This is a genomic window from Candidatus Foliamicus sp. (assembly GCF_965221325.1).
Classification (GTDB): Bacteria; Pseudomonadota; Gammaproteobacteria; order Steroidobacterales; family Foliamicaceae; genus Foliamicus.
Map to the genome: position 1 here is coordinate 985,126 of NZ_OZ244880.1, position 21,617 is coordinate 1,006,742.

Below are 21,617 nucleotides of genomic sequence, written 5' to 3' on the forward strand. Positions count from 1 at the left end.
CGCGAACTCAATCTAGCTCCAGGCGACCGTAACCGCCTTGGTCTTGGTGTACATGTCCAGCGCCGCGTCGCCGAACTCGCGCCCCCAGCCCGACTGCTTGTTGCCGCCAAACGGCATCGTGGGGTCCATGGCCGCATGACAGTTCACGCCCACCTGCCCGGAATCGATCAGCCGGCTCATCCGCATCGCGGTTTCCAGGTCGCGCGTCCAGACGCTGCCCGACAGGCCATAGCTCGTATCGTTGCCGCGCGCGGCCAGCGCCTCGAAATCCTCGCTGTCGGAGAATGTCTGCATCGCAATGACCGGCCCGAACACTTCGTCGCGGGCAATTTCCATGTCCGGCCGGCAGTCTGCAAACAGCGTCGGCTCGATGAACCAGCCGGCGCGGTCCACCCGCTGCCCGCCGGTCACCCGCTTGGCGCCCTCGCCCTCGGCGCGGGCAATCATGCCTTCCACACGCTGGCACTGGCGTTCGGAAATCAGCGGGCCAATCGCATTGGCGGGGTCCGCCCCCGGCCCGATAGGCAAGTTGCGCGCGAATTCGGCGATGCCGGCCGCCAGGTCGTCGGCGATTTTCTCGTGAACGAACAGGCGGCTGCCGCAAACGCAGTTCTGTCCCGACATCAGGAAGCCGGCCATGGCCACGCCCGGCACGGTTGTGGCGAGATCGGCATCGGCAAACACGAACACCGGAGACTTGCCGCCCAACTCCAGCGACACTTTCTTCAGGTTGCCCGCGGCGGCCTTCACAATGATGCGGCCGACTTCGGTCGAGCCGGTGAAGGCCACCTTGTCCACGTCGTCATGCGCCGCCAGCGCGGCTCCGGCTTCCTCGCCCAGCCCGTTGACCACGTTGAACACGCCCTCGGGAATGCCGGCCTCATGGGCCAGTTCGGCCATCAACAGACCCGCTACCGGAGCATCCTCGGCCGGCTTGAGCACCAGTGTGCAGCCGGTGGCGAGCACCGGAGCGATCTTCAGCATCTCCATCCCGAAGGGGTAGTTCCAGGGCGTAATCGCACCCACTACGCCGATCGGTTCCCGCAGCGTATAGGCCAGCAAGTCCTGCGGCGACTTGCCCATCGCCGAGGAGGGCATGGTCTGGCCGGTGATCTTGTTGGTCCAGCCGGCGTAGTAGCGCAGGAAAAGGGAAGAGAATGGCGCCGTGGAGGTGCCGGTCATGCTCGTCAGCCCGCCGTCCAGAATCGACAGTTCGCCGATCATCTGGCCGTGGCGCTCCATCAGCTCGGCGAATTTCAGGATGCGCTGGGCCCGGTCATCGGGCGCCACCGCAGACCAGCCGGGAAGCGCAGCGCGGGCGGCGGCCACCGCAGCGTCGATTTCCTTGGCGCCGCCGAGGCACATTTGCGAAATCGACTCTCCGGTTGCCGGGTTCAACACTTCCCGCAATGCGCCGCTCTCCACGCGTGCGCCATTGATGAAGTGAGCCTGCGGTGTGCCGAGACGCTGCGCCGTTTGTGGTGACATCTGCATGGCCATCCCCCTTGCCGTTGCGATGCAAAAGGATTCTATTAGGCGTGCCGGCAACGGTAAAGGCGCGTTGATGCAGGCACGTGGCAAGCACACACGGCTGCCTGCAAGTTGCTGCAGTTTTCGGGCCCCCGGCCCCTTGTTGGCGGTGAAGGCTCCGCGTCGTGTACAGTTTGCAGACGATCTCCGCCACGACCTGAACCGCATGACCACGCTGCCCGAACCCTGCCGTCCCATCACCGAGGAAGAAATCGCGGCCTACGAACGCGACGGAGTTGTTTGCCTGCGCGGCATTCTCAGCCGGGAGTGGATCGAGTCGCTGCTGCCGGCGGCTCGGAGTATCGCCGTGGACAAGCAGGATGTCGGGCTTCTGCCCAGCTATCCGGGCCGCTACATGGCGCGCAAGGTGCCGGAGTTTCGCAAACTGGTCTTCGAGTCGCCGCTGGCAGAGGCCGCGGCCCGCGTCATGCGCTCAAGCAGCGTGCGGTTTTTCTTCGATGAGTTCTTCGTCAAGCCGCCGCGCTCGAGCGAAGCCACGATCTGGCACTGCGACCGCATGGGCTGGCCCACGGTGGGCAAGATGGTGCCGTCGATCTGGGCGCCGCTTACTCCGATCGCCACGGAAAATAGCCTCGAGTGTATTGCCGGTTCGCACGGGCAGGACGTGCAGTATTGGCTGTTCTCGCCCAACGCGCGCAAGATGCTCAAACCCCCCGACCGGGCGCCGCATCCGGACGGCGAGGCGCTGCGCGCCGATCCCGCCAACCGCTTTCTGCAATGGTCCATGGATCCGGGAGACATTCTCATCGTGCATCCATGGACGCTGCATTATTCCCACGGCAATACGTCGAACGACTGGCGCATCGCCGTGTCGATAAGAGTGTTCGGCGACGATATCCGCTGGCGGCCGCGGCCGGATTGCGTGAACCTGGCCGGCGTCAGTTTCGACGAAATGATCGACGGCGAGCCGCCCGGAGGCCCGCTGTTTCCGGTGCTCTGGTCGCAGGACGGATACCGCGACGGCGACGCCGATTTTCCCACCGGTTTCGCCACGAGCTGGAGCCGCGAGCGGCGCACGGACATTAACGAATACGAGGAATTCCAGCGCCAATTGAAATCGCAGCAGGCGGATTGACTGGGACTGCCGAGGAAGGCCGGGGGAGGGGAGGCTGACTATGAACACGACGCATGACGAACTGTCCCGCGCGCAGGTGGAGAGGATCGGACTGCCGCGCGCCGGCGAGGAACCGCACTTTCTGCCGCATCCGCTCATGGATCGGCTGCTGGAGGCGGTCATCGTGCTGGGCGGCGAACTCTGGATGGAGCGCGACCGCAGAAGGGCCCTGGAGGCGCTCCTGCAGTCGAAGGGCATAGTCGCCGCCGAGGAAATCGAGAGCCATTCCGAGGCCGACCCGGAGGCCCGCAAGCGCGAACTCTCGGCCTTCGTGACGCGCCTGCTAGACCCCCTGCGCAGCATGAGCGCCGGGGATTAGACTTCATGCGCTTGTGAGGAGAGCGGAAATGCAACAGCAACATTCAGGCAAACATCCCGCGCCCCCGACACGGGAGGACGCCAGCCACATGGAGTACATGACCGAGGTGCGCAACTTCGCGATACGCTCGTGGTTTCCCGAAATCGCCGGGGAAGTTGCCGGCGTTGCCGAGGCGGCCGGATTGCCGGCGGCCATCACGCCTGAGGAATTCGCGCAGCTTGCGCCCGAAGTCGGCCGCAACCCCAAGGTGCAGAGCTGGAAGCGCGTCATGCGCAGCCAGCAGCAGTTGGCGTGGCAGAAGCTGCAGGACTCCTACGCCGCCAACCGCGACTACTGGGAGGGCAAGCTGACGGACGCGGAACAGCGTAATCCGGGGCGCTTGCACTACGATCCCGACTTCGTGGCGCCGGAATCGGCCTGCCAGGACATTCACCTGCAGCCGGGCGGGTATTGCGGGGACCAACTCGCGGGGTATGTGTTCTATCACGGCACGCGCGTTTTCTATCAGGGCGACAACGACCAGGACGAAATTCACGTGTCGTGCGTGAACGCCATGCGCCCGCCTGCCGACGGCCGCGTGCAGCGCATTCTTGATCTGGGCTGCTCGATCGGGCAGTGCACGACCGAGCTCAAGGAGCGCTATCCGGACGCCGAAGTCCATGGTCTGGATGTGGCGCTGCCGATGGTGCGCTATGCGCATATGCGCGCCACCGACATGAACGTCGATGTGCATTTCCACCAGGGTCTGGCGGAAGACCTGAGCTTTTCCAGCGAGAGCTTCGATGCGGTTTTCGCCTACATCCTGTTCCATGAAGTTCCCCAGCACACCTTCGAACCGATTATTCGCGAGGCGTTTCGGGTGCTGCGGCCGGGCGGAACCTTTACGGTCATCGATGCACCCAACGCAACTCGGCTGCCGGCGCCGAACCGGATGTGGGCCGCGTTCGACGCGCAGTACAACTGCGAGCCTTTCGCGCCGGCGTTCGGCGCGGCGGATTTCACCTCGCTGCTGGCCAAGGCGGGCTTCGAGGATGTCGAGCAAGGTTCCTCGGGCTCATTTCTCTACAACACGTTTGCCACCAAGCCTCTCTGAAGCATGGGCAGCGACAGCCGGGCGGCTCGCAGCGCGGCGCTGACTGATGCGCTGATCGAGGCGGTCGGGCCGGAGCGCGTCACGGCCACAGCGGAGGAACGGGAACTCGCTTCGCAGGATGTCTATCGAGGCGGCGTTCCTCCGCAGGCCGTGGTAGCGCCCGGCACGACGGCGGAAGTGCAGGCGGTGCTCAGGGTCTGCCACGAGCACCGCGTTGCCACGTTTACGCGCGGCGGCGGCATGTCCTATACCGACGCCTACCTGCCGAATCGCGAGAACGCAATCGTCCTGGACATGTCGGGCCTGAACGCGGTGCGGGAAATCCACCCCCGCGATCTATACGCCACGGTGGATGCCGGATGCACTTGGGCCGCCCTGGACGCTGCGCTTGCCGAATATGGGCTGCGATCGGTGTTCTGGGGGCCGATGTCGGGCAGCGTCGCGACCGTGGGCGGGGGCATGGCGCAGGGGGCGCTCACGTTCGGTTCCGGACGCCACGGCACGTCCGTGTCGGCGGCGCTCGGCCTGGAGGTGGTTCTCGCCGACGGCAGCCTGCTCGTTACCGGTTCGGGAGGCCAGCCTGGGCACAGCCGTTTCTTCCGCGAATACGGCCCGGACCTCACCGGGCTGTTCTGCGCCGACGCGGGGGCGCTGGGCGTGAAGACGGCGGTGACGCTCAAGCTCGAGCCGCGGCCTGCTGCCGGCGAGGGGCTGAGCTTTGCCTTCAACGATTTTTCCGACCTGGTGGAGGTAGTGCGCAAGGTGGCGCGCTGCGGCGCGGCCACGGAAGTATTCGGCACGGAAACGGAATTGCTGCGCCAGGCGGCGGGGGAGTCCGGGCTGCAACAGGATGCCGCGAAACTGCTGACGATACTGCGCGGCGCTTCCAATCCTTTGCAGGCCTTGCGCACCGGCCTGCGCGTCGTGGTCGGCGGGCGGCGCTTTCTGAGCGCCTCGAAATACCTGGCGCACTTTCTATGCGAGGGCGCCGATTCACAGGAACTCCGCATGCATCTGCGCCGCATCCGGCAAGCGGTGGGCGGCGCGGGCGTCGAAGTGGCCAATACAGCGGCCGAATTCCTGCGCGCCGATCCGTTTCCGGAGCCCATGGTGGTCAGTCCCGATGGCCGCAGGTTGTTGCCGCTGCACGCGATCGTGCCGTTTTCGGGCGCTGAGGCTCTGCACGAGGAATACCTGCAATACATGCAGGGCGTGCGCGGGGAGTGCCGCGAGAAAGGCGTGCAGGCTTTCATCGTCTATAGCGTCAGCGGCAGTGGCGGTTTCCTCTATGAAGTCGTGATTTACTGGCAGGACGAGTGGCTGGCTTTTCACCACCACCACCTGGCCGAAGCGCTGCAGAAGACGGCGCGCGAGCCAAGCCCCAACCCCGAAGGCAGGGCGCTGGTGGAGCGCATACGTGTGGCGCTGATAGAACTGATGTACAAGCACGGCGCCGCGCATCTGCAGATCGGCCGCGCATACCCCTACGCGCGGGACCGAAACACCGCCGCCATTGACGTATTGAAATCCGTCAAGCAGCAGGTGGACCCGCTGGGACTCATCAATCCCGGCGCACTGGGCATCTGACGGGAAGCGTGGCCGACGACATCGCCATTGTCGGCGCCGGCATTGGCGGATTGGCGCTGGCGCTAGGGCTGGCGCGGGGCGGGGCTAATCCGCGCGTGTATGAGCAGGCGCCGGAGCTTGGAGAGATCGGCGCCGGTGTTTCGCTGGCGCCCAACGCTGTCAAAGCGCTGCGCTACCTGTGTCTGGGCGAGGCTCTGGAGGCGCTGGCGGACGAGCCGCCCACCCAGACAACACGGCATTACGCGACCGGCAAGGTGCTGGTGAACATCGTCCGCGCCAACACCCGAGAGCAGTTGGGCGCGCCCTACCTGCAGGCCCACCGCGCCGACCTGCACGGCCTGCTGCATGCCGAACTCGCCGCGCTGCGGCCCGATGCGGTGGTGCTGGGCCGGGAGCTCGCCGCGGTCTCGCAATCCGGCGGCGACGGCTTTGCATTGCGCTTCGCCGATGGCTCGGTAGCCACTGCGAATATGCTGGTTGGCGCCGACGGGCTCAAGTCCACGGTGCGCCGCGACGTGTTTGCCGAGCCGGCGCCGGAATTTGCCGGCTTTGTGGCCTTCCGGGGTCTGGTTGCAGGCGATTTGCTCGGCGCGGAGCAGTCGCGGCCAGGCTCCATGGTTTTCGTTGCCCCCGGACGCATGTTCGTGCGCTATCCCGTGCGCCACGGCGCGCTACAGAACTTCGTGGCTTTTTCCAAAGCCGACGCATGGACCGCCGAAGGCTGGTCGCAAACCGGCGACATCGAGACGGTGCGCGGCATTTTTGCGGACTTTCACGAAGACGCCCAGCTTGTGCTGCGCGCGTTTCCTCAACGCCGCTGCCACAAATGGGGCCTCTTCGCCCGCCAGCCTTTGCCGCGCTGGGTGCAGGGCCGAGCTACCGTGCTGGGCGACGCCGCGCACCCGATGCTGCCGTGGTTCGGCCAGGGCGCCGCAGCCGCGCTGGAAGACGCCGTGATTCTCTGCCGCGCCCTTCTCGAATTCGGCATCGGAGAACGCGCGCTGCAGCGCTACGAAGCCGCCCGCCGCGAGCGCGTCACCGTCATGCATCACGAGTCCCTGCACGGCGGCGAACGCCTGATGCAGCAAGACCCCGACCAACTGGCCCGCAACCCTGTCACCACCGAAGACACCCTCGGCCTAACCCTCTACGACCCCGCCACCGAGCCAATTTGACCGGGAAGTTCCTTCGGTAGGAACAATCCGGTTATCGGTTCTGTATGATGCGCCGACTTCCGTTTGCGGCGATTGGTTTCACGGTTGGCTTGGTTGCAAAAGGGTTCGTCACCCGACTGCCGCTGTCTTGCCACACTCCCAGCCTTTCCAGCTCGCTACGCATTTCAAGCGCCTGTTCGACGACTTTACGATTAACCGCCGGATTTTTTGCAAATTGCTCTTCAGTGAGCAGAAAACTGGTTTTCCTCGCCATTAGCACTCCTCTCAAATGTAATGCTGATTATGTTCCAGACTATTCCGCTCTATCTTGAACGCAAAGTCCCTGAAGAACCAAAATAATCCTTAACCAACTCGCTTAAGGTCGCGTCGGCTTCCAAATCATCGACTTTGAGCTTCAACTCCGCTAGGACGTCACGGTTGATTCCGCGTGCATGGGTGCCCCACCGTTCTTGATCGTTCAGCGCTTTGGCAATGTCTTCCGCTCGGTCCTTTTTTTCTTTTTCGGTCACCGATTCTCGGGTAGAACCATGTTCCGACCAGCCCTTGAACTTGTACTTTACAAGCCAGTCTTGAATGAGTTGAACTGACAGTTTGGCCGCCAACTCGTACTGACGCAAATCGGCGGGATCAAGCTTCTGAAGCAGCACTAAATCCACGCTTGTCAGAGTGCCCTCCTCGGCCTTCTTTACGAAACGCTCATACTGTTCCAGGTAAGAAAGAACCGATATCGGTATTGGCTTGCCCTCAATTTGCAACTGAGGATCAACCGGCCCCAGACAAGAAAAGTGGTCCATCAGGATTGCGTCTCCAGACATTACGAGAACGGTTCCAGCCGACATCGCCCTGTCAGGAATTAGGAACGTGACCTCCCCATAGTAATGCCTGATCGTGGTCACTATGCGTTCGGCGACCTCAACGATTCCGCCGGGCGTATCAATGATCACGAGTAACTTACGGCGCCTATTTGGCACGTTTTCGATAGCCTGCCTGACGCGGTGATCAACAGTCTCAAATATTGGGCCGAAGATCGTCATCGCATCCATGCCCGTATGCTTCTCAACTTCAGTGAGCTTCGAATGCAGCCAGTCGACCGCGATTGAATCGCTCGTGGCCGGGCTTTTGCGCGGTGTACGTTGTGCGTTGACGTTACCAGTCATGAGCATGAATCCCTTCCAAGTACATCGCGTAATTCTATCCGCATGCATGGTTCGATTTTGCGCATGTTCGCCGAGGCGCTCAAGGCCTTAGTTGGCCTAGGGAGGTATGGGCGACGCGAGAAACTAGTGTCGAAGTAGAGCATTCCAGCAAGCCGCGGACCTCACAGTCCCTCGTCTCGTGCCTCGCGCAGCAGATCGGCAGCGGGGCGCCGCAATGACGACATCGACGTCCGGAACACGGCGAGATCCGCGAGGGGCAGCGGCTTCTTGGGATTGGCGGTGGGGGACAAACGCGCCACCGCCTTGCCGCGGCGAGTGATGACCACCTCCTGGCCCGCTTCCACCTTGTTCAGGAGTTCGCTGAGGCGAGCTTTGGCTTGTGCAATACTCACGGTAGCCATGACAACCTAATTTGGTTATTCAGGTACTCAAACAATAGCCGTGTTCGCCCGATCAGGCTAGATGCGCGTCAAATGGCCGGGCGACTGCTGCCGCCCACGATGCAACAATTCGCGCGCTTGAGCGTCGAAAGCAGGGAACACCGAGGCGGGTGGATTAAGCCCCCATTTGGGCGGGTACCACTGTGGCGGGAGAGTGCCGGAAGAGCGGTATAACTGCTTTATCCGCTTTCTCTGTGACGCGCCGGGTGACGACGGAAAGACCACGCGAGAGTATTTGTCCACCTCGCAAAACAGATTCTGTAGATCAACGAGTTGGAGAGGACGGCCCCAGAGATCGGGGAAGTCGATGCCCAAGCGGGCGAATTCTTTCTCGCGGATGTCGCTGACTGCGCGTATGACGTCGGCATCGCTCAAGCCAGCGGTATCGGCGAAACACCTTTGAATGCCGTCTCTGGCGCCAGGCCCCGCGACGACAAAGTCCATCTCGGAGAAATTGACGATCGCGCTGTAATTCAAGTCAATGGCGAACTGAAAGCCCAGGAACGGTCCGATTGACGGAAACGACCGGAGGATCGCGTACACCGCTTCAAGGGATTTGGCGTCCGCGATACGACTGGGTGCCTGGTCGCAGAGCATGAGTTCCAGAAGTTGCAGGTGGTTCCGATGCTTTCTTGCATAGCCGAGTTGCGGGCTAGGGATGATGTAGGCGGCGGAATAGAGGCGCGATCCTTGTTCGAGAAGACTGTCAAAAAAGCCGGCATAGAGTTCTGGTCGGATGCAGGATGCCTGAGGAACTCCAAAGCGCGAAACAAGGGCCTGCCACGTCTCGACCCGATTGAAAAGCTTGAACAGCAAAGCGCGGAAGAACACCTCGCGGGGAGCCTGATCGCCTTCGTACAGGACATGGCGGATAAGGTATTGGCTAACGCGGTCGGCGGCGCGGTATGCGTTGGTGAACCTGTACCTTCTCAATACCGGGTCGTCGGTCCAGGGCGGAGGCGAGCCGAGAACACGGCGCACGAATAGACGCTGCCGCTCGGCCGCGAAACTCCAATAGGTATCGAACACGGGCGTGGCCTTTAGCGTTCGCCCGCGCGCGACCTTGATGCTCCGTAAAGGCCCGCTTCCCGGTCGGTTATCTCTAGTCGCCACTATTTGGTCACCTCGAATGAAGCATAGTGAATCCGTTCGGGGAGGAGCACTGCATTGAGCTGCCGTTCCCGCCCCGACGCAGCTATAGACCGCTCTCCTTTTCCTCTAAGGACGGGGAATGACCGCTCCGCTCGCTTGGCTGATAAACACCAACGTTGTCTCCGAAATGATGCGGCCGCGGCCTGAGCCGCGCGTCTCGGCCTTTCTCGATTCCATCGCCGGCGAGACCACGATCATTTTCCGGGACAGCGCCTTCACCGACGATGTCGCGAAGACCAACCTCGTCGAGACCCTCAAGTAGCGGGGTCTTGGCAACATGCGAAATCTGTGACACTGGTGGGTAAGAGGTGACAGGCCATGAACCGGCATGAGAAGCTATTGAGACTGACCGTTCCCCTGTAATCCGAGCCGTTTTGGATGTGGGATTTCCTTGTATGTTGACCCCAAGGAGGTCCCCCGATGAAGCGGAAGCGGTATACGCACGAACAGATCATTTCGATCCTCAAGGAGCACGAGGCCGGTCAGCCGGTCGGCGAGTTGGCGCGCCGGTATGGTGTCGTCGAGAACACGATTTATCGCTGGAAGTCCAAGTATGGCGGCATGGAGATATCCGACGCCAAGCGGCTTCGTGATCTTGAGCACGAGAACGCCCGGCTCAAGAAGCTGTTGGCCGAAGCGGAGTTGGACAAGTCGGCGCTGAAGGAGCTGGTTCAGGGAAAATGGTGACGGTCGCCCAGCGGCGAGCGGCCGTGGATCACCTCACCGATCGCCGCTACAGTCAACGACGTGCCTGCCGCCTGGTGGGCCTGCCCCGTTCGGTGGCCTGGTATCGTCTCAAGGGCCGTGACGACGCGGACCTGCGTCACCGGATGCAGGTCCTGGCGGAACGCTATCCCCGCTACGGTTATCTGACGTTGCACGAGATGCTCAAGCAGGAAGGCCGCGTCATCAACCGCAAGCGCACGTATCGGGTCTACCGCGAGGAAGGCCTGCAGGTGCGTACCAAGCGCCGCAAGAAGATCACGCGGCCCAGAGTGCCCATGCCGGTGCCGACGAAGGCGAACGAGCGCTGGTCCGCGGACTTCATGTCCGATCAGCTCGCCAATGGCCGGCGGTTCCGGATCCTCAACTTAATCGACGACTTCTCCCGCCAGTGTGTCGGTCAGATCGTCGACACCTCGATCTCCGGCGCCCGCCTGGCCCGGTATCTCGATGAGCTCGGCACCATCCGGCCATTGCCCAGGACCCTGGTGCTCGACAATGGCCCGGAGTTCACTTCCAAGGCGATGTTCTTCTGGGCCCGGCGAACCGGTGTGCGGCTCCACTTCATCCAGCCCGGAAAGCCGACTCAGAATGCGTTCGTGGAAAGCTTCAACGGCAAGTTCCGAGAGTACTGCCTGGACTTACATTGGTTCGGCAGCCTGACGGAAGCACGCGCCATCATCAAGCGCTGGCAAACGCACTACAACCATGTCCGGCCTCACCGATCCGTGGGCAGAATGCCCCCCTCGGTGTTCGCCAAGAAAGTAGCTTGATATGATGAATTTCCCACATCCAGGGTGGCTCGGATCCAGGGGAACGGTCACAAGGAATCTCGGATGGGAACCAATAGGTCACGAAAGTGTTTGCGGAGACCGCCATGTGCCTTTCTCGCTTTTCTTACCTCCTCAGCCCGCCCGTTGCGGGTGTAGCCGTGGGCAATCTGGTTTCGAAGACCGCGAAGTTTTCTAAGCGGCTCGACCAAACGCTTAGCATCCTCGGTTTTTCCTGCGCTAGCGAGCGCCACCTCAAGTAGCTTTAGTGAGCCCCACTCTTGCTTGAAGGTTGCTCCGCAAGTGTCTAGGGCGGACCTGAGTCCTTTGACCCGAAAACCCTCGATCACTAGGTGATCAAGGGCCAAAATTTCGTCGCCCCATTCCTTGATGGAGTCTGTCACAGGCTCAAGCGGTCCCTCCACAAGCTCCTTGCCACGCGGAGACCACCAATCCGGTGGGTTTTGGTCGAGCGACCTGACCTTTTCCTTCAGCTCGGCGAGCGGATCGTCTGCCGTTGTCCACTTCCCGAGAAAATCGGTTTCCTTAGCGTGCTTGGAGATCGGTGTCTTCGGCCACTCATTGAATGATGCCCAGTACTGTTGCTCCTCAAACGGCAGTGTCGCTAAGTACCGCACATAGGTCTGTACTTGGCCAGCATCGTTCATGTTGTAGGTCTGAAGGCACCATGCCCCTCTACAACTTATGCTGCGGCCAATAAACTTGTACTTTTCGGGGTCATGTTTATATTTTGCCAAGACCGCTGGTCGAAAAAATGCGGGCGACATCTCCCAAGGCAAATAAGACTTAGCGAAGTAGCTGACGATGTGATCTGGTCCGCAAGATGTTTCAGTTAGTCTTCTGTTCTTGAAGTCATGTATCTTGAAAGTGGCGTACTGCTTTGTGCTTCTGTCCTCCTCCTTCTTCCACTTGTCGGTCAGGTCTCGTTTGCTCAATTTCGGACGGAAAACAATGTGACCGTTGGCATAGCTGGCGTGGTTCGGGATCACCTTCGACCGATAGTACATATCTCTTGTTTCATCATGAATTATTTCATCTGTGGCTTCCCAGCTTGTGATACATTCCGGCATAAATCTAGTAAAGTCGAATTTCGTCACAAGAGCTGCATTACATTGCGCCATATAGATTGCAAGATCGCGCCTCCGAACGATAACTGCGCGTACGGCCTGAAGGGAATCAGCGTGGTTCTCATTCAATACAGTTACAACCCTTTCGATATCGCCGTGGCGATTTAGTTGGCAGTATGCGTTGTGCTCGTCCATGTAGAAGAGTCCTTGCGAATGCACAAACTTTTGGCTTATTTCTATTTCGGGCTGGTGTGATTGCATACCTTCGAAGCTTCGCAGGAAAACCAGCTTTTCTCCACCGACGAGCGTATTGCATCCCGGAGAGCTTAGGGGAGGCTGAAGGGAGACTTGATGACCGTCATTGCCCCCATATGCTCCTTGAATGTGCCAAGTATCATCAATCACTACGCGTGCTCCGGCGAGGTCTTCATGATCCGGCGGATCGATGGCAGCACGAGGCACCAAGACGGACTCCGCGACAAAATGCGGTCCCGAAGCGTAAAGGAAGATATCCTCACCGGTCTCGTAAGTCTGTCTTAGAAACTTGACGCCCTGTTCCGCATCCTCAAGCCATTGCTCGGTATCTGCGTCTGGCTTGCGGGCTAGGCAAATCAAATCGCTAAAAATATCTGAGTTCATTCAGTTGGCCTCTAGTTGCGATTCTAGAAACTCTGGTTCAATGGAGCGGTGCGGACGGAGCTATTGCGATGAACAATGTATTCGAACTGGTAGAGATGCGCGGTGGTGTCCACCATTCCCGGGACACTCCACGCTACACCACAATTCCCAACTCTTCGCACCGGTCCGCAATCAGCTTTCTTGCAATCTTCGAATCCGCCTTCCTTGCAAGTTCAAATGCAGCTTCCGCCTCCTGATCGTTCCCGTTCAACTTTTGAACGACGCCAAGGTCAACAAGTATCGTCACTCTTTCACCGGACAGATCGTTACTCGGAACCCAGTCAAGCGCCTCTTGATATGCACGAATCGCGTCACCGAGAAGTATCGTTCGCGTAGCCCACAATTGGCCCGACAAAGCAGGGTCAGCCTCTGTGTGATCGGCAATATTTGACCAACACTTCCACTGTGCCTCGAGCATTTTTCCCAATAGCCAATGCGCCCGATGGAACCAAGGGAATTTCTTCACCAAGACTCGCATCTTCCGTGCGTCGTCTTCGAACTGCTTCAGGGTTTTCCACAAGTCTTGCACTCGTAGATGACCGGCCACTTCCGTGTTGCGAAGACGATCTACCTCACCGTCCAATCGTGAACTGCTGTCGTAGTACTGAACAAGCGTTTCCTCGTACATCTGGCTGTGCTTTGCGTACCCCGGCATGTCTTCAAACATCGTCGCATGTGATACCGGTGGGCTCTCTCTGATAAGCCATTTCAGCGCCGGTAGTTTCAGATTCTGGGGCACATCTATAACCGTTACGTTATCGTCGGACACATACCCCGTCGTAGACCAGACAAACTGACTCCGCTGTGCCTCAATTCTGTTCTGCGGCCACTTGGCAGCTACGCAGTCGTAGCCATGACCTCGCCGCAGTACCAGTACTCTCCCACTCTTCGCCAGCGATTCTGAGCACGCGAAGAAAAGGGCCACCCTCGGATCTTTGGTGAAGTCGATGAGGTTGGTTGCAGCCCCCATATGCTGCATCATCGACCACACGCGAACGTCATCTTCGTTGAATTTGCCCGGATCATAGCCGCCACTCCAAGACACGATTTCGCCCGTCCTTTGCTTGAAAGCTCTCAACTCCTTTGCAAAGTGATCTCTGGCGAAACGCGCCAATTCACCCTGCAGTTTCTCCGGTGTAATCCGTGTCTCAGAGCCCAATATCGACTTGAAGCGCCGGTGCAACGTGGAGCTTACCTTCGGGTAATGCTCCGGCTCCCCGCGGAAGAGACTGCCGCTTCGCCGAATTTCATTCACCAACGCCTCGACACGTTCCAGCGGCTCGCCCGCCATTCCACCCATCGTCTTAAACTCCCCTCTGTTCATTCAACTTAACGGCATGGCTTGTTCGATGGTGCCTTGCGCCCAAAATACTGGACACTCGCGCCGAAGTATCGCAGTTAATCGGCGGTGCTCGCAGCGGTTCTCGGGCGCGATTTCCACACCTCGCACCATCGGCAAACTATCGCTCACCCGCTACAAAGCCAGCCGACGGAATGGGCAAAAAGCGCTGACCTGGCATTGCCGGGAGTGCCGTTGGCAACGAAGCGCTTTCGAAGAACGATCAATATTGGGAATGCATCAACTTTCGAGCACCTCCAGAAACTCTGCAACGACCTGTAACGCGTCGTCGTCCGCGGCGTGCAGTTCAATTGGGTCGAACTCCGGGTTCAGCGGTTCGAGGGTAATCTTCTCGTGCCGCCAAGAACTGTCTCCACGCACCTTCTCGCTGCTGTAGCGCTTGACCGTGTAGTGCTGGCCGGTTTCCGGGTCGGTGGCGTCGCGAAGCTGAACGAGGACCGTCTTGCCCTGTCGCGTTCCCGCGACGGGACCACGGAAGAGGCACCAGGAACCATCTGGGATCGCTGGCTCCATAGACCGGCCAACGACCTGGGCGACGAACATGCCTGGGCGCAAGCGATGGCGCGATTGGACTTCGACCCATTCGAGTTCAGCGTCGTCCTCGACGAATTGCTGTCCGCTGAATCCGCCGGCGGCCGCCTTGAGAGGAATGAGCGGTGCGCTTGTGACGTAGCGGTCCTCGGGTGCGGAATGAATCGTGCGTGGCCGAAACGGGATCACTTTCGCCGTGCTCTCCGTCGCCGGGTCTGCTGCTGAGCGAGAACGAAACGCCTCAGGCCAGCCGCCGTGAGCCTCTATTAACTCGTCGATCTCGGCCATGATGCGGATGGTCTCATCCAAGGCGACGACGATCTTCTGGTAGTGGGCGATTTCGTCGTCCGAAAGTTGGCGGCCCTTCCGGTCCTTGAGCCACTTGTGGCATACCTGATAGCCGCCGACGTGGAAGTCCCAGACTTCCTCCGGTACGCCGTGAAATCCGTACTGACCAGGCTTGATGGCGCGATGGCGCTGCCGGGCGTTGGTTTTGGCAGCGTCGAGCCAAACGGTGCCGTCCGCCCAGCCGACGTGACCGACCGTCGGGGCCTTCGGACCAGCGTAGTCGGTGCGTGGATGGGCGAGTTTGGGCGATTCCAGCAAGTGAAGAAGGAGCAAATCGTGACCGGCAATGACCAAGTCCCAGAAGAGACGGGCATTGCCTGGCATTGGAATGCGGGGGAAGTCAAGCTTGAGGTGGGCTTCGTAGCGCTCGCGATAGCCGGGGCTGTGGAAGACGGCATAAATGTACGCGAGCACGTCCTCGGGTCCAAAGGTGGCTCGATGGTCTCCGCGTCCGTCGGGAACGAAGCGGAGACCGTTGGCCTCGGCAAACTGCTCAACGAAGACTGGGGCCAGATTAGGTCGGCGCCCATCTCTTCCCTCGGGCCACGGGCTGAATGAGAACTCGCCGGATTGGCCGACATCTGGATAGAGGTAGAGGGGGAATAGGGAGTTGATATCGTAGGCGGCGCATGTTTTATGGGCAACGATGCTCGTTGTCGCCACCGCGCCCCATTTGTCTCTTGTCTGGCGGGTAGTAATGACCCCAACATTCCTTCCCCCCAGCATGTGCCCCATGACATCGGCGCGGGGATAGCAAAGGAATCCGCGCGACTTCCCCGTGTAGTAAGTGTATCGGGTGTCGAACGGGCGATAGAGAATCGGCCTGATTCTGCTGCTGGACGGACCAGACTGGCGAAGGTCCGTTTGAGCCCATTTAACCTTCCAGTCCCGCACGTCCCGAAGCTTGTGTTTGGCTCTGATGGCTTCCTCTTCGCTCTCGGCCAGTTCACTCACGACACTCCAGATATCCTGCATCGTCCAGTGAACGGTCAAGGCGTCGCGCGCGGTGACGATCCCGACTGAACCGAGCGGAAAGATCTGCTTCACCGAAATCCAATCGTCGTACTCCGCTGCATCGTCTCCCGCGAACGGTTTGAGCAGAAAAAGGTTCGGGCGCGGATGGATTTCTACCGATCCAGAGTCCGCCGACGCTCCTGCAAGCAGTCGGTCGTACTTGTCCGCCCGCACACCCCACACGTCCGAGTGGTGCACCCGGGTTGGCGCGTCTCGCACCTCGCTACCTGCCCTTGCACAACCCCTCACGAACAGCCCGATCGCAACGCCCTGCTCAATGTCGAAGACGTTTTCGTCCGTGCCTCCTTTGGGCTCGATCTCCTTCTTCTTCCTGTTGCCGTGGAGATCGACCACGGTTAGTTGGTCGAACCCCTTAAGCAGCGCCGAGCGCATGCCTCGGAAGGTCGGATTGTCGATGTAGCTGTGATTGGTGATGAAGGCGTGCACACCGACGCCCGAGCATTCGATCAGGTGCTGCGACAGCCGCGTGAAGCGAACGTACAGATCGTTCAGCCACTTCGGGTTCTTTTCGCCGAGCGGCTCGCCATCCACTTCGAAATAGCTCAAGGTTCTGCGCCCATCCGGTAGCTCGACGCCGCGCATTAGCGACGCGATCCACTCCCCGCCTCGCCCGGCCTCGCCTAGGTAGGGCGGATTCCCCAAAACCACAGTGAACCGCAGGTCTTGTTTGACCGCTGCCACCGCTTCCGCCTCGCGTGCCAGGGCCGGCAGGAAGTCAAGAGTGAATTGCGGGCTCGTCGCTGGCGGTTCCAATGCGTTAGTCAGGTATATCTGTGCCCGATCGTCGCTCTCAAAGCGGTAGCCGGTTTCATGCAGCTTGAGGCCGATCTTGAGGTGCGCTATCGCATAGGGAGCCATTAGCAACTCGTATCCGTGCAGGCGTGGCAGTAGGTGCATAGGCACGTAGTCATTCCATCGCGTCGCGGTCTCGCTCGCGTCGCAACCCTGCGCCCGCCACTTCTTCTCCATCGTCCGGTGGATCAGGTCAATGGCTTCCACTAGGAAGGTCCCGGTGCCGGTGGCGGGATCCAGAACTTGGACGAAGGCCTGGTCGGCAGGTGTGCCCTCTGGGATCTTCAGACTCTTTTGGCGCTCGGCCATCTCGCCCCAAGTGGTAGTGTCGGCTAAGCCGTCCTCAAGCCCGAACTCGCTCTTGAGTAGTTGGTCCACCGAGTGGACGATGTAGGACACCACGGGTTTGGGCGTGTAGAAGACACCTCGGCGCACCTTCTCGTTCTTGTCGTATGCAGCCAGGAAGTGCTCATAGAAGTGGATGACTGGGTCTTCCTGCGGGTTCCGGTCGCCGAAGTCGCGGAGCACAGCTTCCATGTTGGCGGTGTCCAGCAAATCCAAAACCTCGGAGGTGCCGAGTTCGTCGAAGTCGATGCCCACGGCGCTGCTTCCCGCTTGTCCTCCTGCCTGAAAGAAGGCCTCCATCAGGTCGCGCAGGAATGGGTTGGTGCGCATGTGTGTTGCGAAACCGTCGGTCGTCTTGCGATTCGGATCAGCGATGCGCGCCGAGAGCAGGCCGTACACTATGGTTTGGGCGTACATGTCCGCGAATCCCTCCGCGTCCAAGTCGTCCATCAGCGCGGTTTGGAAGGCCTTCATGAGCTGGGTGAGTGGCCCCGCATCCGACTCGATCGCCAACGCCGTGCTCGTTCGCTTCCGGATTGCGCGGGCCAACTCGGCCAATCGCGCCGACAGCACCTTGGACGTGGCTATCACCTCGCCATGTTGTAGTCTGAAAGCCGCGCGCCAGTTTTCCCGCCAAGCTTCCGTGTCGTCCTGGTTGTCGGGCCATGCCAGGTGGTCCGTCAATTTCCGGGCTACATCGTCAAGGTGCAACGGGGTGTCCAGGTTGTCCCAACCGAGCACCTTCAGCGTGGGCAGATCTGCCTTAGCTTGGGGCGTGGAGAAGTGGGCGAATGCGATCTGCCGCCGGTCACCCTCACCGTAGTTGGAGACAAAAAGCAAGTCGTCTGCGGCCCAGCTCTGTAGGTCTGCGGAGTGCTCCGCCGCGCGCTTCCTGATTACAAGCCGCCCCAGGATGCGGCGAAGCGCGACTACGGGAAGTCGCTTCGGCGCGAACTTGACGAAGAACACGCCCCAGGGCTGGCCGGGAGTGAGCGGTCGCAGGCGCTTGATCTCCTGCACTTTCGCTGCGTTATTCGGGTCGATACCAAGCTCCTCCGGTGTGTAATCGAAAGTCGCTTCTTCGAAATCGTCCGAGTCGATAGGCCAGTCCAACTCGTCGCGGAGGTAGGCAACGAGCTGGTCGAACCGCCGAATGTTGGCGAGGCGCTTGCGGTGGTCGGTGGGCATCGTCTCAGCTCTCGTTCAGTTCCATCCAGCAATGAAGGCGGGGCCTTACGCCCGCGGGAGCATCGCGCCGCTTCAGGTAGCCGTTCTTGATGTGCTTCTCGACACGTTTGCGGATGTCCAAGAGTGTATTTTCCTTCGTGGTGCATCGGCGCTTCGTCGTAGGCGTTGAGCGGATGCTCGTCACGATGTCTCCGGGTTCTTCCAGGACGGTATCCCGGTCGAGATCAAAGAGGTACCAGCCAGTGACGCCCGCTTCCAGGGTGAACTCATTCTTTTCCTTATCGAGAGCAGGGAGGCCGTAGCAGAAGAACACGCCGCGCGTCCCTTTCGCCGGGCGCCTGCGACCACTGAAGATCGCGCCAGGGAAGAGCGACAGGCGCGCATAAAGCTCAGGGTCGGTTCGGAGCAACTCTTGATATTCAAGGTGCATATCCTCGACGGCTGTTCGGGCGCCTTCGTAGGATTGATTGAACTCCTTCAGCGCTTCATAGTCGTCCTCTGGTGTGAGGAGTTTTCTCCCCTCGATGCCTAGCGTCTTGGAGATCAGGAGCGTTTTTTGCGTAACCCGTTTGTAGAGAGTGAGAATCTCGTTGAGTTCCCCGGGCGGTAGGAAATTCCAGTACCAGACTTTGCCGCGCGAAGAAGCCCTGTCGGGGTGGTCGCCGAGGAGCCGCTTCTCGATTCCTGGGTCCATTCTTCGGTCCACGCGGCCGATACGCTGCATCAGGCGGACGGGGTTCCAGTGGATGTCGTAGTTAATCATCCGCGAGGCGTCCTGAAGGTTTAAACCCTCGGAAAGGACATCCGTCGAGATAAGCACCCGGGTCTCCTCCCGCTTCTGCTCGCCGAGCTCTGGTGACGAAAGACCGTTGTAGTAGGGAGCGAAGTTCTGGATGACTTCGGCGCGGTTCTTCTTTGTGGCGCTGTCCACCTGATCCACGCCCTTGATCCCCGCCTCCTCCAGGTGCCGCTGAAGGTAACGAGCGGTGTCGGCGAACTCGGTGAAGATGAGGACTTTCTGGCCGGTCAGTGTCTTCGAATTGAGCAGGCGGATGAGCTTCTTCAGTTTGTCGTCATGCTTTGGTTCGAACCGGCGGGCTTCGTCGAGGAACTTCACGATCTCGCCGAGGTCGATAAAAGTCTCGGCCAACATCTCTTCGACGTTGTAGTCGGCCCGGTCGAGGGGCTCGACAGCGTCGAGCAGTTCCTGGGGCACAATGTCTTCGTCGTCCTCTTCGTTAGTGTCACCCCATAATTCCCGTTGCCGCTGACTGACCAGGATATCGGTGTGCTGCGCTTTCCAACGGTCGAGGCGGTTCTTCTCCGAGTCGGTCTCGCTATGCACTTCGAGGAAGGCAAGCAGCCTCTGGAGCAGGCGTGCGCAGGAGAGTTCGAACGCGGCGACGGAACTCTCGAAGCGCTTCAGGAAGTTGGTTCGGATCAGACCCACCACCTGCTTCTGGCGATTCTCCTCGAACGAGTCAATCTTGTCGTCGTCGCCCTTGTACCAATGAAGAGGGTAGTACATCGGGAGCGTGAACAGCGGGTTGTCCTTCGCGAATGCCTTCTCGAAAAGGTCAAGCATTTTTCCGTAGGTCTCTCGGATCGAGTAATCGGCCACGCGAGGCGCCTGCCTCTCAGGAAAAGCGGCCGTTTCACCGTGCTCGCTCTTCTGACTCCCTCTTGCGTACGCCCGGCTCCGCTGGACGACGAGTTCACGAAAGAAGGCGTCGGTGAAGAGGATATCCTGAGCCTGGGTCATGTGATCCGCGGCGTCCGCGGAGTCGTGACCCAGGCGATCGCGAAGCACTTTCTCCATCCGGTTGAAGTGCGCCCTCAGGTTGTTGACGCCAAGCGTGCGTGCGAAGTAGGAATCGTCACGCCGAGTGAAGAGCTCGGTCATGTGGCGGAAGTCGCTCAGCCGGTTGTTGATGGGCGTTGCCGTCAACATGAATACGGTCTTGGTGCGTTTCGCGTTGTCTAGGAGGTCGAACAGGCGGTAGTAACGGGACGGTTCGACACTCTTCTCGGGGTCTCCTCGGCGTCCCGGGTTGCGGAAGTGGTGGGCCTCGTCGATGACGACGACATCGGCGAGTTCGGTAATCCGCTCAAAGCGTTCGGGGAAGTCTCCCTTGCGCCCGAGGTCGGTATGGCTGAAGACTGCCAGATTGCTGAAGTCCGCGCCGCCGCCGAAGCCACCGATATGAGGAAGCCAGCGGCGCAGGTGTGGCTCCCAGACGCCCTCCTTCGCGGCCTTGGGTGCGAACAACGCGACGCGCTTGCCGTCGTGAAGGATGAGCCGTTCGATCAGCATCAGACCGACAAACGTCTTGCCGAGACCGACGCCGTCGCAAAGAAACGCCCCACCATGCTGCTGAGCGATCTTCATAAGCGCCCAATAGGCTTCCTTCTGATAGCGGTCGAGTTGTGGGAACATCCGTGACCGTGTTTCTTCCCACTCGGTTTCGGTTAGTTCGTGCCCTTGGAAGTACTGCTGCAGGGCCTTTGCGTATACCTCGAACGGCGAGTAAAGGCGAGTATGGCGGGAGATGATTTGGACAACGTCATCGGTAACCTCTTGAGCCTCGTGCCAGTGTGTTTCGAACCACTCCTGGAGTTGAGCGACCTCCCGGGCGCTCTGAACCTGAACGTTCAATTCGACATTCTCGGTGAGTCCGGGCCGCGTGAAGTTACTGGAACCTACCAATGCCTGTGCGCCCATCACCTCGAACTTGGCATGGGTGATGTAAGCCTTGGCGTGGAACTTGGCCTTATCGTAGATGCGGCACTCGATTTGGCCTGAGCGGAGCGCCTCTAGGATTGCCGGAGTCCCTCGCAGGAACGGGTTGGGCAGCTTGTCTTCCTCAAGGCTCTTGTCGAGACGTCGGAGGCCTCGCTCACGGACGGCTTCAAGGAGCGCCCGTCGCGTCCGGTGCGTAGTTTCGGCGCCCATCAGGATCCGGATCTTGTCGAGACCCTGCCACCTGCCGTCGAGGGAGAGAAGAGCGCCGATCTCGAAATAGCCGGTCGCAATATCGAACGCCTTCGCGATCCCGGACCACTCATGCAGATAGCGCAGCCCGGTCCAACCGGCAACACTGTTGTCAACGATGAAGAGTTCGCGGCCCTTGGAATCAGCGGTCATTGCGCAGCGGTTCTTGTGTCATTCCG

16 protein-coding genes are annotated in these 21,617 nt (G+C 60.2%); 7 read left to right on the top strand and 9 right to left on the bottom strand.

The annotated features are described in order from the left end of the window. Positions 1 to 12 precede the first annotated feature (12 nt). Positions 13 to 1,494, bottom strand: a complete 1,482-nt coding sequence (locus ACWCOO_RS04510; RefSeq protein ID WP_446831765.1) for an aldehyde dehydrogenase family protein — start codon at positions 1,492 to 1,494, stop codon at positions 13 to 15. A gap of 145 nt (positions 1,495 to 1,639) precedes the next feature. Here ACWCOO_RS04510 and ACWCOO_RS04515 point away from each other — a divergent pair, with 145 nt between their 5' ends. Genes ACWCOO_RS04515 through ACWCOO_RS04535 form a run of 5 tightly spaced genes read left to right on the top strand, consistent with a single transcriptional unit; the run spans position 1,640 to position 6,839 of the window. Beyond that, a complete protein-coding gene (locus ACWCOO_RS04515; RefSeq protein WP_446831766.1) occupies positions 1,640 to 2,626 on the top strand; it encodes a phytanoyl-CoA dioxygenase family protein in 987 nt (328 codons plus the stop codon). A gap of 40 nt (positions 2,627 to 2,666) precedes the next feature. Then, positions 2,667 to 2,984: a hypothetical protein gene (locus ACWCOO_RS04520; protein WP_446831767.1), complete on the top strand. Its 318-nt coding sequence runs from the start codon at positions 2,667 to 2,669 to the stop codon at positions 2,982 to 2,984. A gap of 28 nt (positions 2,985 to 3,012) precedes the next feature. After that, on the top strand, positions 3,013 to 4,077 hold the full coding sequence (locus ACWCOO_RS04525; protein ID WP_446831768.1) for a class I SAM-dependent methyltransferase: 1,065 nt from the start codon (positions 3,013 to 3,015) through the stop codon (positions 4,075 to 4,077). A gap of 3 nt (positions 4,078 to 4,080) precedes the next feature. Then, complete coding sequence (locus ACWCOO_RS04530) at positions 4,081 to 5,664, top strand: FAD-binding oxidoreductase (protein WP_446831769.1); 1,584 nt, start codon at positions 4,081 to 4,083, stop codon at positions 5,662 to 5,664. A gap of 8 nt (positions 5,665 to 5,672) precedes the next feature. Next, a complete protein-coding gene (locus ACWCOO_RS04535; RefSeq protein ID WP_446831770.1) occupies positions 5,673 to 6,839 on the top strand; it encodes an FAD-dependent monooxygenase in 1,167 nt (388 codons plus the stop codon). A 31-nt stretch (positions 6,840 to 6,870) separates the two neighbouring features. Here the strand turns inward: ACWCOO_RS04535 and ACWCOO_RS04540 are convergent, their stop codons facing one another. From ACWCOO_RS04540 to ACWCOO_RS04555, 4 genes are all read right to left on the bottom strand, one after another. After that, positions 6,871 to 7,092, bottom strand: coding sequence for a hypothetical protein (locus tag ACWCOO_RS04540; RefSeq protein WP_446831771.1), 222 nt, complete (start codon positions 7,090 to 7,092; stop codon positions 6,871 to 6,873). 49 nt (positions 7,093 to 7,141) lie between these two features. Then, the gene (locus ACWCOO_RS04545) at positions 7,142 to 7,996 is read right to left on the bottom strand and encodes an SDH family Clp fold serine proteinase (RefSeq protein WP_446831772.1); all 855 of its coding nucleotides are present in this window, start codon (positions 7,994 to 7,996) and stop codon (positions 7,142 to 7,144) included. Between the two features lie 161 nt (positions 7,997 to 8,157). Continuing rightward, a complete protein-coding gene (locus ACWCOO_RS04550) occupies positions 8,158 to 8,397 on the bottom strand; it encodes a type II toxin-antitoxin system Phd/YefM family antitoxin (protein WP_446831773.1) in 240 nt (79 codons plus the stop codon). Between the two features lie 57 nt (positions 8,398 to 8,454). Further along, positions 8,455 to 9,549, bottom strand: coding sequence for a nucleotide kinase domain-containing protein (locus tag ACWCOO_RS04555; RefSeq protein WP_446831774.1), 1,095 nt, complete (start codon positions 9,547 to 9,549; stop codon positions 8,455 to 8,457). Between the two features lie 118 nt (positions 9,550 to 9,667). Here ACWCOO_RS04555 and ACWCOO_RS04560 point away from each other — a divergent pair, with 118 nt between their 5' ends. Both ACWCOO_RS04560 and ACWCOO_RS04565 read left to right on the top strand, forming a co-directional pair. Continuing rightward, positions 9,668 to 9,850: a hypothetical protein gene (locus tag ACWCOO_RS04560; protein WP_446832059.1), complete on the top strand. Its 183-nt coding sequence runs from the start codon at positions 9,668 to 9,670 to the stop codon at positions 9,848 to 9,850. A 158-nt stretch (positions 9,851 to 10,008) separates the two neighbouring features. Next, a protein-coding gene (locus ACWCOO_RS04565; protein ID WP_446831319.1) for an IS3 family transposase occupies positions 10,009 to 11,084 on the top strand; the annotation gives its coding sequence in 2 pieces (ribosomal slippage) (positions 10,009 to 10,264 and positions 10,264 to 11,084; 1,077 coding nt in all). A 47-nt stretch (positions 11,085 to 11,131) separates the two neighbouring features. On the opposite strand, the gene ACWCOO_RS04570 is transcribed toward ACWCOO_RS04565, so the two are convergent. The 4 genes from ACWCOO_RS04570 to ACWCOO_RS04585 form a co-directional block, all read right to left on the bottom strand. After that, positions 11,132 to 12,808 carry a hypothetical protein gene (locus tag ACWCOO_RS04570; protein WP_446831775.1) on the bottom strand — a complete coding sequence of 559 codons (1,677 nt, stop codon included), beginning with the start codon at positions 12,806 to 12,808 and terminating at the stop codon, positions 11,132 to 11,134. 133 nt (positions 12,809 to 12,941) lie between these two features. After that, positions 12,942 to 14,138, bottom strand: coding sequence for an FRG domain-containing protein (locus tag ACWCOO_RS04575; RefSeq protein WP_446831776.1), 1,197 nt, complete (start codon positions 14,136 to 14,138; stop codon positions 12,942 to 12,944). Between the two features lie 288 nt (positions 14,139 to 14,426). Next, positions 14,427 to 18,446, bottom strand: coding sequence for a type ISP restriction/modification enzyme (locus ACWCOO_RS04580; RefSeq protein WP_446831777.1), 4,020 nt, complete (start codon positions 18,444 to 18,446; stop codon positions 14,427 to 14,429). A 4-nt stretch (positions 18,447 to 18,450) separates the two neighbouring features. After that, positions 18,451 to 21,591 (bottom strand): helicase-related protein, encoded by a 3,141-nt coding sequence (locus tag ACWCOO_RS04585; RefSeq protein WP_446831778.1) that lies wholly within the window; start codon positions 21,589 to 21,591, stop codon positions 18,451 to 18,453. Between the last annotated feature and the right edge of the window lie 26 nt (positions 21,592 to 21,617).

Bases quoted from the DNA above. Each gene is read 5' to 3' on its own strand.
- ACWCOO_RS04510 (WP_446831765.1), bottom strand. From the start codon at position 1,494: ATGCAGATGTCACCACAAACGGCGCAGCGTCTCGGCACACCGCAGGCT.
- ACWCOO_RS04520 (WP_446831767.1), top strand. From the start codon at position 2,667: ATGAACACGACGCATGACGAACTGTCCCGCGCGCAGGTGGAGAGGATC.
- ACWCOO_RS04525 (WP_446831768.1), top strand. From the start codon at position 3,013: ATGCAACAGCAACATTCAGGCAAACATCCCGCGCCCCCGACACGGGAG.
- ACWCOO_RS04530 (WP_446831769.1), top strand. From the start codon at position 4,081: ATGGGCAGCGACAGCCGGGCGGCTCGCAGCGCGGCGCTGACTGATGCG.
- ACWCOO_RS04540 (WP_446831771.1), bottom strand. From the start codon at position 7,092: ATGGCGAGGAAAACCAGTTTTCTGCTCACTGAAGAGCAATTTGCAAAA.
- ACWCOO_RS04545 (WP_446831772.1), bottom strand. From the start codon at position 7,996: ATGACTGGTAACGTCAACGCACAACGTACACCGCGCAAAAGCCCGGCC.
- ACWCOO_RS04550 (WP_446831773.1), bottom strand. From the start codon at position 8,397: ATGGCTACCGTGAGTATTGCACAAGCCAAAGCTCGCCTCAGCGAACTC.
- ACWCOO_RS04560 (WP_446832059.1), top strand. From the start codon at position 9,668: ATGACCGCTCCGCTCGCTTGGCTGATAAACACCAACGTTGTCTCCGAA.
- ACWCOO_RS04570 (WP_446831775.1), bottom strand. From the start codon at position 12,808: ATGAACTCAGATATTTTTAGCGATTTGATTTGCCTAGCCCGCAAGCCA.
- ACWCOO_RS04575 (WP_446831776.1), bottom strand. From the start codon at position 14,138: ATGGCGGGCGAGCCGCTGGAACGTGTCGAGGCGTTGGTGAATGAAATT.
- ACWCOO_RS04580 (WP_446831777.1), bottom strand. From the start codon at position 18,446: ATGCCCACCGACCACCGCAAGCGCCTCGCCAACATTCGGCGGTTCGAC.
- ACWCOO_RS04585 (WP_446831778.1), bottom strand. From the start codon at position 21,591: ATGACCGCTGATTCCAAGGGCCGCGAACTCTTCATCGTTGACAACAGT.